Below are 14,678 nucleotides of genomic sequence, written 5' to 3'. Positions count from 1 at the left end.
ATATACAAACCATAAATCGTCGTGGAATACGATGGGGCTGTAGAGTTAGGCGTAGTCGAACATGAGGGACGAGTAGTCGGTGAGCAGCGCGTCGGCCGCGAGGCACAGCTCCTCCACCCGGCCGTACCCCGAGACGTCGAGCACCCCGTGCGGGGTGCCGGCCCTTCCGGGTGGGGTCAGAGCTTGCCCGCCGCCTCGGCGCGCAGGTCGCGGCGCAGCTCCTTGGGCAGCGAGAAGACCAGGTGCTCCTCGGCGGTCTTGACCGTCTCGACCGTGTCGTAACCGCGCGCGGCCAGGAACTCCAGCACGCCGTCGACCAGGATCTCCGGCACCGAGGCGCCGCTGGTCAGGCCGACCGTGGTGACGCCCTCCAGCCACTCCTCGCGGATCTCCTCGGCGAAGTCCACCAGGTGGGCGGCCTTGGCGCCGTACTCCAGGCCGACCTCGACCAGGCGCACGGAGTTGGAGGAGTTCTTGGAGCCGACCACGATCAGCAGGTCGGTCTCCGGGGCCAGCTGCTTGACCGCGACCTGGCGGTTCTGGGTGGCGTAGCAGATGTCGTCGCTGGGCGGGCTGACCAGCTGCGGGAAGCGGTTCTTCAGCTCGCCGACGGTGGCCATGGTCTCGTCCACGGACAGGGTGGTCTGGGACAGCCAGACGACCTTGGACTCGTCCCGGACCTGCACGTTGGCGACGTCCTCGGCACCGTCCACCAGGTGGATCCGGTCCGGGGCCTCGCCCATGGTGCCGATGACCTCCTCGTGGCCCTCGTGGCCCACCAGCAGGATGTCGAAGCCCTCGTCGGCGAAGCGGACGGCCTCCTTGTGCACCTTGGTGACCAGCGGGCAGGTCGCGTCGACGGTGGCGAGCTTCCCGGCCCGCGCCTCGTCGTGGACGGACGGGGCGACGCCGTGCGCGGAGAAGACGACGATCGAGCCCTCCGGCACCTCCTCCGTCTCGTCGACGAAGATCGCGCCCTTCTTCTCCAGGGTCTGCACCACGTACTTGTTGTGGACGATCTGCTTGCGGACGTAGATGGGCGCCCCGTACTGCTCCAGGGCCTTCTCCACGGCGATCACGGCGCGGTCGACTCCCGCGCAGTAGCCCCGGGGGGCGGCGAGCAGGACACGGCGCTGCGCGGTCTTGGACATGGCTCCATCGTACGGGCGGCCGCGACCCGCGCTCGTCCTCCCGGCCTCCCGCCGGGCCGCCCCACCAATGGCGGACACTTTCCGCGCAGACCCGGTCAATTGCGCTCAAAATATGGTGTCTATGAGCTCTGTGAGCGAGCAGGCGACGCCGAGCGGCCTGCGCCGCAGCCTGGGCGTGCGCGATCTGATGGTCTACGGACTGCTGTTCATCGCCCCGATGGCCCCGGTCGGCGTGTTCGGCGTGCTGGACGCCAAGAGCCACGGAGCCGTCGCCACCGTGTACCTCGCCGCGACGGTCGCGATGGCCTTCACCGCCTCCTCGTACGCCCAGATGGTGCGCGCCGTGCCGCAGACCGGCTCGGTGTTCGCCTACGCGCGGGCCGGGCTGGGCGAGGGCCCGGGCTTCATCGCCGGGTGGATGGCGATGCTCGACTACCTGCTGATCCCCGCGGTGGCCTACCTGTTCTCCGGGATCGCGCTGAACTCCCTGGTGCCGGACGTCTCGCGCTGGGTCTGGACGGCGCTCGCGGTGGTGGTGACCACCGCGCTCAACCTGGCCGGGGTGCGGACGGCGGCGACGATCGGCTTCGCGGTGCTCGCGATGGAGATCGCGGTGCTGGTGGTGTTCATGGCCGCCGCCGCGGTGGCGCTGGCCCAGGACGGCGCCCGGCGCGGCTGGGACACCCCGTTCACCGCCGTCGGGGACTTCTCGCTGACCGCGGTGATCTCGGCGGTGTCCGTCGCGGTGCTCTCCTACCTGGGCTTCGACGCGATCGCCACCTTCGTGGAGGAGGCGGTCGGCGCCTCGGCGGCGGTGGCGCGGGCGGTGCTCTGGTGCCTGGCGCTGGCCGGGGTGCTGTTCGTCGCCCAGACCTACCTGGCGGCCCTGCTGGAGCCGACCGGACCGCAGCAGCTGGCCGCCGACCCGGCGGCGCAGGGCTCGGCCTTCTACGACACCGTGGAGAGCGGCGTCGGGCACTGGCTGCACGTGCTGGTGGCGGCCAGCAAGGCGATCGGCGCGGCCTTCGCGGCCCTGGCCGGGCAGGCCGCGGCCGGGCGGCTGCTCTTCGCGATGGCCCGGGACGGCCGGCTGCCGCGGGCGCTCGGCTCGGTCGACCCGGCCAGCGCGGTGCCGCGCCGGGCGCTGCTGGCGGCCGCGGTGATCACGATGGCGGCGGCGGTCTGGGCGGCCAACCGGGACGACGGCCTGGACCGGCTCACCTCGGTGGTGAACGTGGGCGCGCTGACCGCCTTCGCGCTGCTGCACGCCTCGGTGATCGGCTGGTACGCGGTGCGGCACGGCTCGCGGCGGTGGCTCCCGCACGTGGTCGTGCCGGTGCTGGGGATCGCGGTGATCGCGGCGGTCGTGTACGAGGCCTCGGGCACCGCGCAGCTCGTCGGACTGGTCTGGCTGGTGGTCGGCCTGGTGGTGCTCGCCGTCCAGGGCTCCACCGGCCGGGGCTCCACCGGCCGGGGCTCCACCGGCCGGGGCTCCACCGGCGGCGGTCCCGGACGTGTCGGCGGACGCCGCTAGCCTCGTACGCATGGCCAACACCAGCTCCCCCGAAGCGCCGCTCCCGGTCGGCAAGGTCTCCGCGCTGATCGGCGGCTGGATCGACCGGCTCGGCGCGGTCTGGGTGGAGGGGCAGATCACCCAGCTCAGCCGCCGCCCCGGCGCGGGCGTGGTGTTCCTGACCCTGCGCGACCCGCAGGCCGACGTGTCGCTCACGGTGACCTGCTTCCGCTCGGTGTTCGACCAGGTCGCGGACGTGGTGCAGGAGGGCGCGCGGGTCGTCGTGCACGCCAAGCCGGAGTGGTACGCGGCGCGCGGGCAGCTGTCCCTGCGCGCCTCGGAGATCCGCCCGGTGGGCCTCGGCGAGCTGCTGGCCCGGCTGGAGCAGCTGAAGCGGCGGCTCGCCGGGGAGGGCCTGTTCGCGGTGGAGCGCAAGAAGCCGCTGCCGTTCCTGCCGCAGTGCGTCGGGCTGGTCACCGGGCGCGGCTCGGCGGCCGAGCGGGACGTCCTGGAGAACGCCCGGCGGCGCTGGCCGGCCGTGCGCTTCGAGGTGCGCAACGTCCCGGTGCAGGGGGTCAGCGCGGTGGAGCGGGTGAGCGCGGCCGTGCGGGAGCTGGACGAGCACCCCGAGGTGGACGTGATCGTCGTGGCCCGCGGCGGCGGCAGCGTGGAGGACCTGCTGCCGTTCTCGGACGAGGGCCTGGTGCGGCTGGTCGCGGCCGCCCGTACGCCGGTGGTGAGCGCGATCGGGCACGAGCCGGACCAGCCGCTGCTGGACTTCGTGGCCGACCTGCGCGCCTCCACCCCGACCGACGCGGCCAAACGGGTGGTTCCGGACGTCGGTGAGGAGCTGGCCAAGGTCCGCCAGCTGCGCGACCGCGCCCGCCGGCAGGTGCTGTCCCGGGTCGAGCGCGAGCAGCACGGGCTGGACGGGGTGCGCAGCCGCCCGTCGCTGGCCGCCCCGCACCGGATGCTGGACGGTCGGGGGCAGGAGGTGGACGGCCTGCTGGAGCGGGCCCGGCGCACCCTGCGGCACCGGCTGGACCACGCGCAGAGCGACCTCGGGCACACCCTGGCCCGGGTGGTGGCGCTCTCCCCGGCGGCCACCCTGGAGCGCGGCTACGCGGTGCTCCAGCGCGCGGACGGCACGGTGGTGACGGACCCGGCGCAGGTCGCGCCCGGCGAGGGGCTGCACGCGCGGGTGGCGGGCGGCGGCTTCGACGTCACCGCGACTCCCGGGTAGTCGCCCGCCGCCGCGGGCCGGGGCTGGGGAGTGTCGGCCCGAGCCCCTACGCTGGCACCCATGGCAGAGCAGCAGGAGCAGCAGGACGCGGCGCCGAACCCGGACGACGCGCTGGGCTACGAGCACGCCCGGGACGCGCTGCTGGACGTCGTCCGGCAGCTGGAGACCGGCGGGACCTCGCTGGAGGAGTCGCTGGCCCTGTGGGAGCGCGGCGAGCAGCTGGCGAAGGTGTGCCAGCGCTGGCTGGACGGCGCCCGGGCCCGGCTGGACGCCGCGCTGGCCGCCGAGGAGGGCGCGGCTCCCGGCGGGGAGTGAGGCGGATCACATCCGCTTGGGGAATCGTTGAATCTTCACCTATGTTGGAGGAAGTGAACGGCTGCGGCCGATCGCCCCGACGAACCCCTTTTCCGCATGAGGTGCAGAAGCATGACCACCGACGCCCTGGTACTCGACGCCGCCGCTCAGGACCTCCTGTTCCGCGAGGCCCGCACCGCCAACACCTTCACCGACGAGCAGGTCTCCGACGAGCAGGTCCAGGCCATCTACGAGCTGGTCAAGTACGGCCCGACCGCCTTCAACCAGCAGCCGCTGCGCGTCGTCCTGGTCCGCTCGGCCGAGGGCCGCGAGCGCCTCGTCCGGCAGATGGCGGACGGCAACAAGGCCAAGACCGCCGCCGCCCCGCTGGTCGCCATCCTGGCCGTGGACAACGAGTTCCACGAGGAGCTGCCGACCCAGCTCCCGCACTTCCCCCAGGCCAAGGACCTGTTCTTCTCGGAGCGCAGCGTCCGTGAGCAGTCCGCCACGATGAACGGCGCCCTGCAGGCCGCCTACTTCATCATCGGCGTGCGCGCCGCCGGCCTGGCCGCCGGCCCGATGACCGGCTACGACGCCGAGGGCATCAACAAGGAGTTCTTCGGCGACGGCGAGCACTCGGTGCTGGCCGTGGTCAACATCGGCCGCCCGGGCGAGGACGCCTGGTTCCCGCGTTCGCCGCGCCTGGCCTACGACGAGGTCGTCACCACGGCCTGATCCGCCCCGCGCACGCCGAAGGGCCCCGCACCGGTTCGTCCGGCGCGGGGCCCTTCGGCATGCCCGGGAAGGCGGGCGGAAGCGGGGCTACTTGAGCGCCTGCGCCAGCTCGGCCAGCTCCTCGTAGGAGGCGGTGCCGGTGAGCAGGGTGGTCCCGGGGCCGGTCTGGACGGCCAGCGCGCGGTCCTTCTCGCCCTGCACCCGGTCCCAGGTGCGGCCGGCCACCTCGGAAGTGCCGTCCGACGCGGCGCCCTTGACGTGGTCGGCCAGCAGGGAGTCGCGCGGCACGTCGCTCTGCTCGATCGCCGCGTACCGGCCCGAGGGGGTCACGAAGCCCAGGTGCCAGGCGTTGCCCTTGCCGTTGTTCTGGTCGGCCGGCCGGTAACCGACCGAGGTGGCCCGCCACTTGTCCGACAGTCCCTCCGGGGAGAGCAGCGGGTACGGCGCGGCGCGCTTGGCGGAGGCCGCCTCCACCCGGTACCCGACCACGCGCACCGGGTCGCCGCCGGATCCGTGCGGGAGGAACAGGTACCCGATCCCGACGACGAAACCGACGGCCAGCATCGACAGGACCATGTCCCGTACGGTCTGCCGGCCCCTCATGCCCTTGCTGTCTGCTGCCACCCCCACATGGTGACTCATCCACATCCCCGGGCGGTCACCAGGGGTGTCCACGGACGGGTGATACCGGGCGAATCAGTGGTTTCCGCCACAGAGCAGCGACCTGCGCCACAGACAGTCATCTCGTGGGCAGATACGATCGCAATACCCTCACCACGGCGTTCGACCTGGCAGTAGTCGGGCGCTCACTGGCCGTCGCGTACAGAGAGGTAACGACGATGACCACGCAGTACCCGCACCACCTTCCCAGTGCCCTGGAGGTCGCGCCCGAGGCTCCGGACCGGAACCTCGCGCTCGAACTCGTCCGGGTCACCGAGGCGGCCGCGATGGCCGCCGGCCGGTGGGTCGGACGTGGCGACAAGAACGGCGCGGACGGTGCCGCCGTGAAGGCGATGCGCACCCTCGTCTCGACCGTGTCGATGAACGGCGTCGTCGTCATCGGCGAGGGCGAGAAGGACGAAGCCCCGATGCTCTACAACGGCGAGCGGGTCGGCGACGGCACCGGCGCCGAGTGCGACGTCGCGGTCGACCCGGTCGACGGCACCACGCTGACCGCCAAGGGCATGAACAACGCGGTGGCCGTACTGGCCGTCGCCGACCGCGGCACCATGTTCGACCCCAGCGCCGTGTTCTACATGGACAAGCTGGTGGCCGGCCCGGAGGCCGCCGAGTTCGTCGACATCACCGCCCCGGCGGCGGTCAACATCCGCCGGGTCGCCAAGGCCAAGGGCAGCGCCGTCGAGGACGTCACCGTCGTCGTGCTCGACCGCCCGCGCCACGACGGCCTGGTCCGGGAGATCCGCGAAGCGGGCGCCCGGATCAAGTTCATCTCGGACGGCGACGTGGCCGGCGCGATCATGGCCGCCCGCGAGGGCACCGGCGTCGACCTGCTGATGGGCATCGGCGGCACCCCGGAGGGCATCATCGCGGCCTGCGCGATGAAGTGCATGGGCGGCGTGATCCAGGGCCGGCTGTGGCCCAAAGACGACGCCGAGCGGCAGAAGGCCCTGGACGCCGGCCACGACCTGGACCGGGTCCTCACCACGGACGACCTGGTCAGCGGCGAGAACGTGTTCTTCGTCGCCACCGGGATCACCGACGGCGAGCTGCTGCGCGGCGTGCACTACCGCTCGGAGACCGCCACCACCAGCTCGCTGGTGATGCGCTCCAAGAGCGGCACCATCCGCGAGATCAACTCCACCCACAAGCTCTCGAAGCTGCGGGCGTACAGCGCGATCGACTTCGACCGCGCCAACTGAGCCCCACCCGAGCGCGCTTCGCGGCCCCGGCGGAATCCCCCTCCGCCGGGGCCGCGGTGCGTCGCCGTCCCGCTCTCGGGCCCGCTCCCGGGCCCGTCGTCACCCGGCTATCCGGCGCCGCGCGGCCGCCGTCACCAGGGCCGCCTCGCGCAGCTCCGTGTCCCGGCGCCGCCGCCGGGCCAGCACCACCCGCCGCTCGGCGGCCGTCAGCCCGCCCCAGACCCCGTACGGCTCCGGCTGGGCCAGCGCGTGCTCGCGGCACTCCAGCAGCACCGGGCAGCGGGCGCACACCTGCTTGGCCTGCTCCTCGCGCGACAGCCGGGCCGCCGTCGGCTCCTTGGAGGGCGCGAAGAACAGCCCCACCTCGTCCCGCCGACACGCGGCGCCGGTGTGCCAGGGGTTGTCCTCGCCCGCGGGGGAACCCGCCGGGCCGCCCTGCGGCTGCGGCTGCGGACGGACGCCGGGACGGCGCTCCAGGACCTGCGCAGCGGCGACTGGCGAGGTGGTGCGGGACTCGATCGGATGCAGCACGGCCGTACTCCTGACGAGGCTCTCGGACACGGGGACCCCTCGCTCCCCCGCCGGCCGCGAGCCCCCGCTGTCCTGCCCGGGCACGGCCGCTCGGCCGCCTCCGGTGCGCAGCCGTCCAAGAAGCGATGTGCGGAAGGAACTACCCCGCCCGGCCGCGATTCATGCACACTGCACGCAATCGACTACGCAGAGCACCGGCCACAACGTCGAGCGCCCGACCGGGAGTTGATCCCCGATCGGGCACTGTGCAGGTCAACGACGGTCAGTCGGTGCCGAGTTGGCGCCGCACCCATTCCTTCAGCTTCTTGCCCCGGCGCGGCTTCGCCTCGCAACCACCGAACAGCGCAAGGCCCTTGATCCGGACAACCGGAGCGTACGGGTCCGCCGCGGTCGTCTCCCGGACGTCGAAGCCGCCGAAGATGCCGATGCCGGATCCCTGCAGGCTCACGTTCTCCGGGACCCTGACCTGGACCCCGCCGAAGATCGCCGTCACCGTGATCTCCACCTCGGGGGACTCGAACACGGCGTCGGTCAGGTCGATCTCCACCCCGCCGAACGCGGCGAAGGCGCTCAGGTGCGAGCCCACCCGCCAACGGCCCTTGCGGGCCGCGCCGCCGAAGACCGCCACCACCGTCGGCGACTCCTGGCGCGCGGGCGGCTGCGGCGGCGGGCCCTGCGGGGCGCTCAGCGGCTGCTTCTCGAAGGACAGCGGGCGGGCCGGCAGGTCCCGGGTCAGCGGCACGAGGTCGCCGAAGGTCTTCGCGGCGTACGCGGCCTCGATCCGCTCCGCGTGCTCGTCCGCGTCCAGGCGGCCCTCGGCGTAGGCGTCCCGCAGCAGCTCCGCGACCTTCTCGCGGTCGGCGTCGGAGACCCGCAGGTCCGCCTCCGCGACCGGCGCGTGCGGCCGCGGCGCGGCCTCCGCCCTGGTCTCGGGCTTGAGTTCCGGCTCGGGTTCGGGCTTGGTCATCGGTACGGGCGCCGGCACCGGCGGCTGCCCCGAATCGTCGTGCGACGGCGAGTTGTCCACGGGGTCAGCCTAGTCGCTCGCACTCCTGCACGAGTGAGCCCGGTCACGCAAGGCTGCCCTGTCCGCATGCCGACTTCCACCGGGTCCTACCCTGGATGATGCTTCGCCGACGCAGCCGGACCAACTGGACAGCTAAGGACCGCCCCCATGGCTCCCACGCCAGACTTCGAGTACAGCGACCTGCTCCCCCTGGGCGCTGACCCGACCCCCTACCGCAAGATCACCTCCGAGGGTGTCTCCACCTTCGAGGCCGGCGGCCGCACCTTCCTCCAGGTCGAGCCCGAGGCGCTGCGGCTGCTGACGGCCGAGGCGATGCACGACATCTCGCACTACCTGCGCCCCGCCCACCTCGCCCAGCTGCGCCGCATCCTGGACGACCCGGAGGCCAGCCCCAACGACCGCTTCGTGGCGCTCGACCTGCTGAAGAACGTCAACATCTCGGCCGGCGGCATCCTCCCGATGTGCCAGGACACCGGCACCGCCATCGTCATGGGCAAGCGCGGCCAGAACGTGCTCACCGAGGGCGGCGACGAGTCCGCCATCGCGCGCGGCGTCCACGACGCGTACACCAAGCTCAACCTGCGCTACTCCCAGATGGCCCCGGTGACCATGTGGGACGAGAAGAACACCGGCAACAACCTGCCGGCCCAGATCGAGCTGTACGCCACCGACGGCGACGCGTACAAGTTCCTGTTCATGGCCAAGGGCGGCGGCTCCGCCAACAAGTCGTACCTGTACCAGGAGACCAAGGCCATCCTGAACGAGGCGAGCATGCTCTCGTTCCTGGAGCAGAAGATCCGCTCGCTGGGCACCGCGGCCTGCCCGCCGTACCACCTGGCCATCGTGATCGGCGGCACCAGCGCCGAGTTCGCGCTGAAGACCGCCAAGTACGCCTCGGCGCACTACCTGGACAACCTGCCGACCTCGGGCGACGCCAGGACCGGCCACGGCTTCCGCGACCTGGAGCTGGAGGCCAAGGTCACCGAGCTGACCCAGAAGATCGGCATCGGCGCCCAGTTCGGCGGCAAGTACTTCTGCCACGACGTGCGCGTGGTGCGCCTGCCGCGGCACGGAGCCTCGCTCCCGGTCGCGATGGCCGTCTCCTGCTCCGCCGACCGCCAGGCGCTCGGCAAGATCACCGCCGAGGGCGTGTTCCTGGAGCAGCTGGAGACCGACCCGGCGAAGTACCTGCCGGACACCACGGACGAGCACCTGGACGACGACGTGGTGCGCGTCGACCTCGACCAGCCGATGTCCGCGATCCGCGCCGAGCTGTCCAAGTACCCGGTGAAGACCCGGCTCTCGCTCACCGGCACCCTGGTCGTCGCCCGCGACATCGCCCACGCCAAGATCAAGGAGCGCCTGGACGCCGGCGAGGGCATGCCCAAGTACCTCCAGGACCACCCGGTCTACTACGCGGGCCCGGCCAAGACCCCCGAGGGCTACGCCTCCGGCTCCTTCGGCCCGACCACGGCCGGCCGGATGGACTCCTACGTCGACCAGTTCCAGGCCGCCGGCGGCTCGATGGTCATGCTGGCCAAGGGCAACCGCAGCAAGCAGGTCACCGACGCCTGCGCCGCGCACGGCGGCTTCTACCTCGGCTCGATCGGCGGCCCGGCCGCCCGCCTCGCCCAGGACTGCATCAAGAAGGTCGAGGTGCTGGAGTACGCCGAGCTCGGCATGGAGGCGGTCTGGCGCATCGAGGTCGAGGACTTCCCGGCCTTCATCGTCGTCGACGACAAGGGCAACGACTTCTTCCGCGAGACCACTGAGGGCCCGCTGATCACCAACCTGCGCGTCCGCTCCAAGGAGTAGTCCCGCACGCCCCCGCCCCGCCCCGGTCGCCCCTGCGGCCGGGGCGGCGGTGTTCCCAGGCGGTGGACGGCAGCCGGCCGCGGCCGGCGGGCGCCGTCCGGCACTCAGGCGTCGTCCGGCGCTCAGGCGTCGAAGTCGTACTCCAGGACGTAGGAGGCGGCGTCCAGGATCATCTCGTTGAGCTCGACGACCTGGCCCTCGTCGGCGAAGGCGGTGCGGCAGATCAGGATGACGGGGGTGCCGGCGGACAGCTCCAGGCGGGCGGCCTCCTCGGCGCCGGGCATCCGGGAGCGGACCTCCTCGCGGAAGTGCACGGGCTTGGCGCCGATCTCGGCGAGCCGGGCGTAGGTGCCGCCGGGGCCGGTGTCCTCGCGGGTGATCGCGGTGCCCGCGACCAGGACGGCGGGCAGGTAGGAGGTCGACAGCAGCACCGGCTTGCCGTCGAGGACGAAGCGGCGGTGCCGCACGCACATCGGGGCGCCCGGGGCGGCCCCGAGCATCCGGGCCACGTGCTCGGGCGCGCCCTGCTCGGTGACGGACACCTGGTCGACCACCAGGCTGCGGTTGTCGATGTCCGCCGACCATATCGACCGGCCGGACCCCCACTGCCCCTGCGCCAGCCGCTGGATGCCGCGCCGGCGCAGCGGCCGGAAGTCCCGGACGAAGACCCCGGCGCCGCGGCGCGCCTCGGCGATGCCCTCGCTCTGCAGCACGCCCAGGGCCTGGCGGGCGGTCATTCGGGCCACGCCGTACTCGTCCATGAGGTCGTTCTCGCCGGGCAGGCGGTCGCCCGCGCGGTACCGGCCGCTGTCGATGGCCGTTTTCAGCGCTTCGGCGATCCGCTGGTACTTGGGCTGCTTGTCGCCATTGCTGCCGGTCATCGCCGCTCCCTCTGCCTCGGACAAATCGTAGGCGTGCCCGCGGTCGCCGGTAAGGAGATACGACCGTTGACATCTCTAGAGATATTAGCTTCTCTAGAGATGCTGGCCAGTCGCCGACCAGAGCGAGGAGCAGCACGGTGAGCACCCGACAGCGAAACACCCCGGCCTACCGGCCCCACGTGGGTGAACTCGTCCTCGACCGGAGGACCGGACGCACCGGCATCTACATGGACACCATCGGCGGCGAGCACTACCTGCGCCCCGAGCCCGGCGGCCGGGAATGGACGGCCGACCCCCACCAGGTCGCCCCCGCCCCCGGGGCGGGCGATTCAGCCGAATACGATCTTCCTCGGCAATTTCGGCAAAACGCGGGCAAACGGCGGCATTCCGACCACCGCAATACCCCCGGGTGAATCCGGAATTCCGGAACGTCCCGCACCCGCCGTCGGGCACGTTACGGATATCGCCGGTCACCATGAGTGCACCGCGGGCATGTTTCGGCCACCCGGTTGACACCTATGGGGAATTGGCGTGCCCATAACCACCGGTGCCCCCGCGCCCGGACGGGGGCGACGGGGGCACGCGACCGGCACGGCTCACGCGTGGCCGAAGACGATGCTCTCCGGCTCGTACTTCTCGCCCGGCTTGCCGGTGTCCGGCTTGGCCGGCTCCAGCAGGTGGTCGGCCTCGTCGCCGAAGATCCCGTTCTCGATCGCGTTCTTCCGGTCGGCACTCGGCTCGGTGTACTCGGTCGGGTCCGAGGTCGCGGCGACCGCGCCCTCGACAGCCTGGCCGGCCTCCACAGCGGAGTCCGGGGCCGGGGTCTGCGCCTGGTTCTCGGGCGTCGACGGCACCGGGGTCTCGCTCTGGTCGTTGGCCATTGGCGGCCGCCTTTCGGTCATCAAATGTCGTCAGCCCGACCGGCTTGGCGCGGGCGCGGGCACAGTATCGTAGGGTTGATTAAATGTCCGATAAACATCGTGCGGCTTGCGGGACCGTCCGGCAGAGTCGGGCGTCCGCCTAAGCTGAAGCACCGCGGCGGACCGCCGAGCGCCCTTTCACGAAATCGACACCACAGGCCATCGGGGGACTTCATGGAGTTTCAGGAGACGCCGCCCTCGCCCGCGCTGCGCTTCCAGGTCCTCGGCCCGGTCCAGGCCTGGCTCGACGGGAAGCCCGTCTCCCTCGGCTCCCCCCAGCAACAGGCGGTCCTGAGCGCCCTCCTGCTGCACGCCGGCCGCCCGGTCACCACCCAGGACCTGGTCGACGCCCTGTGGGGCGATCGCCCGCCGGCCCAGGCGGTCGCCGCCCTGCGGACCTACGTCTCCCGGCTGCGCTCGGTCATCGAGCCGCGCCGCGAGGTCCGCGCACCCGCCGAGCTGCTGGTCTCGGTCGCCGACGGCTACGCCTTGCGCATCCCGGGCGAGGCCCTCGACCTGACGGTCTTCGAGCGGCTCTGCGCCGAGGCCGCGGCCGCCCGGACGAACGGCGACAAGCAGGAGGCGCACCGACTGCTGACCGAGGCACTGGGCCTGTTCAGCGGCCGCCCGCTCACCGGCATCCCCGGCCCCTACGCCGACACCCAGCGGCTCCGACTGGCCGAGCGCCAGGTGGCCGCCGCCGAGGACCTGTGCGCCGCCGCCCTCGCCATCGGCCAGCACGCGGAAATCGTCGGAGAGCTCAACAACCTGACGACGGAACATCCGCTGCGCGAACGGCTGCGCGAACTCCTGATGCTGGCGCTGTACCGCTGCGGCCGCCAGGCCGAGGCCCTCGGCGTCTACACCGACACCCGCAAACTGCTCATCGAGGAACTCGGGGTGGAACCGGGCGTCGGCCTGTCCACGATGCACACCCGCATCCTCGCGGCCGACCCCGCGCTCGCCCTCCCGGCCGTGCCCGAAGCGGCGGCGAAGGACCGGCCCACCGCCCCGGCACCGGCCCAACTCCCGGCCGACGTGCTGGACTTCAGCGGCCGCACCGAGCTGGTGAGCGACCTCTCGACGGTCCTGATGAACGCCACCGGCCAGGCCGTGGTGGTCACTTCGCTGGCCGGCATCGGCGGCGTCGGGAAGACCACCCTCGCGGTCCACGTCGCCCACCGGGTCCGGGCCGAGTTCCCGGACGGGCAGCTGTACGTCGACCTGCGCGGCGCCGGCGCCTCGCCGGCCGACCCGGTCGTCGTCCTCGGCGACTTCCTCCACGCCCTCGGTGTCACCGAGAACCCGGAGTCGATGGAGCAGCGCGCGGCGCTCTACCGCTCGCTGCTCGCCAACCGGCGGATGCTCATCCTGCTGGACAACGCGCGGGACGCCGACCAGATCCGGCCGCTGATCCCGGGCGTCTCCGGCTGCGCGGTGCTCGCCACCAGCCGTTCCCGGCTCGCCGGCATCCCCGGCGCGCAACTGTTCGACGTCGAGGAGCTGACTCCGCGGGAGGCCCTGGCACTGTTCTCGGCCATCGTCGGGGAGCAGCGGGTCGCCGCGGAGCCGGAGGCGGCCATGGCGGTGGTCACCGCGTGCGGCTTCCTGCCGCTGGCGGTCCGCATCGCCGCCGCCCGGCTGGCCAGCCGGCCGCGGTGGAGCGTCTCCGACCTGGCCCGTCGGTTAGCCGACCAGCGTCACCGCCTGGACGAGCTCCAACTCGGCAACCTCGCCGTGGAGACCACCATCGGGCTCGGCTACGGACAGCTGTCCACGGCCGAGGCCCGCGCCTTTCGACTGCTCGCGCTGATCGACTCCCCCGACATCCCGCTCGCGGCCGCCGCGGCACTCCTCGGCGTGGACGAGGACACCGCCGAGGAGCTCGTCGAGGCCCTGGTGGAGGCGAACATGCTGGAGTGCTTCACCCCCGGCCGCTACCGCTACCACGATCTGCTCCGCCTCTACGCCCAGCGGCAGAACGACCGGTCGGGCGACGGCGGAGAGCAGGAACGGGCCGTCCTGCGGCTGCTCGACCTGCTGATCCCGACCGTCCGCAACGCGGCCCGGACCCTCGAACCGGACGACCCCGAGCCCGAGCTGCTCACCACGCCGTCCTCGCCCGGGATCGGCCTGCCGACCAGCGGTTCCGCCCAGTCCTGGCTCCGGAGCGAGAGCGCCCTCCTGCTCAACTCCACGGCGGCGGCGGCGAACGGGCCCCGCTCCTCGCAGCACGCGGCGATCGACCTGTTGATCCTGCTGTACGGCCTCGATCCGGACCCGACCCACGGCCCCCAGGTACGACCGGTGCTGGAAGCCCTCGGACGCGAGGCGGAGCTCCGCGACGACTCCGCCGCACTCGCCCGGGTGCACTTCGTCCTGGGTGCCCTGAACTACGTCACCAGTGACTTCCAGGGCGCCGAGCACTCGCTGCGCCGCAGTCTGGACCACCAGTCACCGGACGTCCCGACCGTCCAGCTGCTGGCCACCGCCAACATCCTGGGCGTGATCCTGAGCCTGGGCAACCGCCCGGCCGAGGCCCTGCCGTTCATGGAACAGGCCCGGGCCACCAGTCAGGCGGGCGGCGCGCCCCCCCCCCCCGCCCGCCACCTCCACAACCAGGGCCCGGCCCACCACCCGCCAGGGGGTTCCCAAACCGCGGGACGGTCAGCCCGGGTCGGTGTCGCC

15 protein-coding genes are annotated in these 14,678 nt (G+C 72.4%); 8 read left to right on the top strand and 7 right to left on the bottom strand.

The annotated features are described in order from the left end of the window. Positions 1-45 precede the first annotated feature (45 nt). On the bottom strand, positions 46-144 hold the full coding sequence (locus tag ACFVHV_RS35980) for a CDP-glycerol glycerophosphotransferase family protein (RefSeq protein WP_380357094.1): 99 nt from the start codon (positions 142-144) through the stop codon (positions 46-48). Between the two features lie 32 nt (positions 145-176). Continuing rightward, positions 177-1,151, bottom strand: a complete 975-nt coding sequence (locus tag ACFVHV_RS35975; protein WP_359899533.1) for a 4-hydroxy-3-methylbut-2-enyl diphosphate reductase — start codon at positions 1,149-1,151, stop codon at positions 177-179. Between the two features lie 121 nt (positions 1,152-1,272). On the opposite strand from ACFVHV_RS35975, the gene ACFVHV_RS35970 reads away from it, so the two are divergent. The 4 genes from ACFVHV_RS35970 to ACFVHV_RS35955 all read left to right on the top strand — a co-directional run bounded on the left by ACFVHV_RS35970 (position 1,273) and on the right by ACFVHV_RS35955 (position 4,936). Next, positions 1,273-2,685 carry an APC family permease gene (locus tag ACFVHV_RS35970; protein ID WP_380357091.1) on the top strand — a complete coding sequence of 471 codons (1,413 nt, stop codon included), beginning with the start codon at positions 1,273-1,275 and terminating at the stop codon, positions 2,683-2,685. Between the two features lie 10 nt (positions 2,686-2,695). Continuing rightward, entirely contained in the window at positions 2,696-3,907 is a 1,212-nt protein-coding gene (xseA, locus tag ACFVHV_RS35965; RefSeq protein ID WP_380357089.1) for an exodeoxyribonuclease VII large subunit, read from the top strand. Between the two features lie 60 nt (positions 3,908-3,967). Further along, the gene (locus ACFVHV_RS35960; RefSeq protein WP_359899528.1) at positions 3,968-4,222 is read left to right on the top strand and encodes an exodeoxyribonuclease VII small subunit; all 255 of its coding nucleotides are present in this window, start codon (positions 3,968-3,970) and stop codon (positions 4,220-4,222) included. A gap of 111 nt (positions 4,223-4,333) precedes the next feature. Then, complete coding sequence (locus ACFVHV_RS35955; protein ID WP_359899526.1) at positions 4,334-4,936, top strand: malonic semialdehyde reductase; 603 nt, start codon at positions 4,334-4,336, stop codon at positions 4,934-4,936. Positions 4,937-5,023: 87 nt separating this feature from the next. Here ACFVHV_RS35955 and ACFVHV_RS35950 read toward each other — a convergent pair whose 3' ends face one another. Next, positions 5,024-5,560 carry a DUF4245 domain-containing protein gene (locus ACFVHV_RS35950; RefSeq protein WP_359899524.1) on the bottom strand — a complete coding sequence of 179 codons (537 nt, stop codon included), beginning with the start codon at positions 5,558-5,560 and terminating at the stop codon, positions 5,024-5,026. Between the two features lie 215 nt (positions 5,561-5,775). Between ACFVHV_RS35950 and glpX the strand changes: the two genes are divergently transcribed. Beyond that, the gene (gene glpX / locus ACFVHV_RS35945) at positions 5,776-6,816 is read left to right on the top strand and encodes a class II fructose-bisphosphatase (protein WP_030055344.1); all 1,041 of its coding nucleotides are present in this window, start codon (positions 5,776-5,778) and stop codon (positions 6,814-6,816) included. Between the two features lie 99 nt (positions 6,817-6,915). On the opposite strand, the gene ACFVHV_RS35940 is transcribed toward glpX, so the two are convergent. After that, positions 6,916-7,293: a WhiB family transcriptional regulator gene (locus ACFVHV_RS35940; RefSeq protein WP_380357098.1), complete on the bottom strand. Its 378-nt coding sequence runs from the start codon at positions 7,291-7,293 to the stop codon at positions 6,916-6,918. A gap of 316 nt (positions 7,294-7,609) precedes the next feature. Continuing rightward, positions 7,610-8,374 carry a DUF1707 domain-containing protein gene (locus ACFVHV_RS35935; RefSeq protein WP_359899522.1) on the bottom strand — a complete coding sequence of 255 codons (765 nt, stop codon included), beginning with the start codon at positions 8,372-8,374 and terminating at the stop codon, positions 7,610-7,612. 147 nt (positions 8,375-8,521) lie between these two features. On the opposite strand from ACFVHV_RS35935, the gene ACFVHV_RS35930 reads away from it, so the two are divergent. Beyond that, complete coding sequence (locus tag ACFVHV_RS35930) at positions 8,522-10,189, top strand: fumarate hydratase (protein WP_359899520.1); 1,668 nt, start codon at positions 8,522-8,524, stop codon at positions 10,187-10,189. A gap of 122 nt (positions 10,190-10,311) precedes the next feature. On the opposite strand, the gene ACFVHV_RS35925 is transcribed toward ACFVHV_RS35930, so the two are convergent. Next, on the bottom strand, positions 10,312-11,070 hold the full coding sequence (locus tag ACFVHV_RS35925) for a GntR family transcriptional regulator (RefSeq protein WP_359899519.1): 759 nt from the start codon (positions 11,068-11,070) through the stop codon (positions 10,312-10,314). 137 nt (positions 11,071-11,207) lie between these two features. Between ACFVHV_RS35925 and ACFVHV_RS35920 the strand changes: the two genes are divergently transcribed. Next, positions 11,208-11,483: a hypothetical protein gene (locus tag ACFVHV_RS35920; RefSeq protein WP_359899518.1), complete on the top strand. Its 276-nt coding sequence runs from the start codon at positions 11,208-11,210 to the stop codon at positions 11,481-11,483. 183 nt (positions 11,484-11,666) lie between these two features. Here ACFVHV_RS35920 and ACFVHV_RS35915 read toward each other — a convergent pair whose 3' ends face one another. Further along, positions 11,667-11,951, bottom strand: a complete 285-nt coding sequence (locus tag ACFVHV_RS35915) for a hypothetical protein (RefSeq protein WP_359899516.1) — start codon at positions 11,949-11,951, stop codon at positions 11,667-11,669. 213 nt (positions 11,952-12,164) lie between these two features. Here ACFVHV_RS35915 and ACFVHV_RS35910 point away from each other — a divergent pair. Further along, positions 12,165-14,678 (top strand): BTAD domain-containing putative transcriptional regulator (locus tag ACFVHV_RS35910; protein ID WP_380357082.1); only part of this gene is annotated, 2,514 nt, incomplete at its 3' end.

Origin of the sequence: Kitasatospora sp. NPDC127116 (assembly GCF_042677365.1) — a bacterium.
Taxonomy (GTDB): domain Bacteria; phylum Actinomycetota; class Actinomycetes; order Streptomycetales; family Streptomycetaceae; genus Kitasatospora; species Kitasatospora lactacystinica.
The sequence above is the reverse complement of the archived record's forward strand: the minus strand, read 5'-3'. Positions and strand labels throughout refer to the sequence as shown.

Excerpts from the sequence above, each read along its gene's own strand:
- ACFVHV_RS35975 (WP_359899533.1), bottom strand. The coding sequence starts at position 1,151 with ATGTCCAAGACCGCGCAGCGCCGTGTCCTGCTCGCCGCCCCCCGGGGC.
- ACFVHV_RS35970 (WP_380357091.1), top strand. The coding sequence starts at position 1,273 with ATGAGCTCTGTGAGCGAGCAGGCGACGCCGAGCGGCCTGCGCCGCAGC.
- xseA (WP_380357089.1), top strand. The coding sequence starts at position 2,696 with ATGGCCAACACCAGCTCCCCCGAAGCGCCGCTCCCGGTCGGCAAGGTC.
- ACFVHV_RS35960 (WP_359899528.1), top strand. The coding sequence starts at position 3,968 with ATGGCAGAGCAGCAGGAGCAGCAGGACGCGGCGCCGAACCCGGACGAC.
- ACFVHV_RS35955 (WP_359899526.1), top strand. The coding sequence starts at position 4,334 with ATGACCACCGACGCCCTGGTACTCGACGCCGCCGCTCAGGACCTCCTG.
- glpX (WP_030055344.1), top strand. The coding sequence starts at position 5,776 with ATGACCACGCAGTACCCGCACCACCTTCCCAGTGCCCTGGAGGTCGCG.
- ACFVHV_RS35930 (WP_359899520.1), top strand. The coding sequence starts at position 8,522 with ATGGCTCCCACGCCAGACTTCGAGTACAGCGACCTGCTCCCCCTGGGC.
- ACFVHV_RS35925 (WP_359899519.1), bottom strand. The coding sequence starts at position 11,070 with ATGACCGGCAGCAATGGCGACAAGCAGCCCAAGTACCAGCGGATCGCC.
- ACFVHV_RS35915 (WP_359899516.1), bottom strand. The coding sequence starts at position 11,951 with ATGGCCAACGACCAGAGCGAGACCCCGGTGCCGTCGACGCCCGAGAAC.